The 965-nt window shown below is 40.4% G+C and carries 1 pseudogene; it reads right to left on the minus strand.

Going from position 1 to position 965, the window contains the following annotated elements:
- Window positions 1-937: pseudogene (locus ACFIO5_RS10745) on the minus strand (hypothetical protein); the annotation flags it as partial.
- Window positions 938-965: the final 28 nt, after the last annotated feature.

The raw sequence follows: 965 nt of genomic DNA on the forward strand, positions 1-965 counted from the left end.
CATCTTTGCTCCACGTCAACGAATCCTGTGCAACTCCTTGTGAAACTTCCTTAATACGAGCGTTCACATTCTTGATACTCGTATCAATGCCTTCAAAAGCTGTACCAACATCTTTAAATTCAGCTTCTTCTTCCTTACCGTCTTTAGAAACCTTAGATAATTTATAGGTAGGTCCCGTGAAAGCACCATTTGTAAAAGCTGTACCACCACCTAAAAACTTCGCAACATCTTCAGAGAGGGTATGAATTTGTCCACCATTAATGGCATCACGTGAATCCTTTGTAAGGTTGCCAACAGCTACATTATGAAGAGCAACGGGCTTAGCATCTTTACCTTTCCCCAACGTCACACTTTCATAATTAATGGTGTTTTCTTCATCTGTATTTTTATCATAATGAACAACAGCTGATTCATCAGATTGAAGATTATCAGAGAGATCTTTTAAACCCTTATCAAGTTGACCTTTATTAACAGCTTCATTGTCATTCGAAGCTTCCTTCACACCGGAAATAACCCGATCAGAACCACTCTTATTTGCAATATTGATTGTAGCACCATCTGTCTCCGTACCAATCTTGATAGTCTTGCTGTCTGTATCCTGTTTAACTAGGCTATCACCTACAACCTTGGTAAGCTCTTTTTTTACATTTGTGATAGAAGTACCTACACCCTCAAAGGCGGAAGCTACATCAGTATAGCTCTTCTCTTCATCCTTGCCATCTTCCTTAACAGTCTTAACCTTGAAAGTGGGAGCGGTCCATTCACCATTCTCATTATATCCAGCTCCTCCACCAAAATACTCCGCAAACATCTTATTCATGGAATAGAGTTGCGAGCCATTAACCGCTTCGCTTGAGTCTTTAGAAACAGTTCCAGCCTGAAGAGACGTAATCTTGCTGTTGCTTTTCACATCTTCTTTTTTTCCATGATGAGCCACAAACGCACCCTCATCATCACTCCACATC

The organism is Bartonella sp. AA86SXKL, assembly GCF_042196885.1.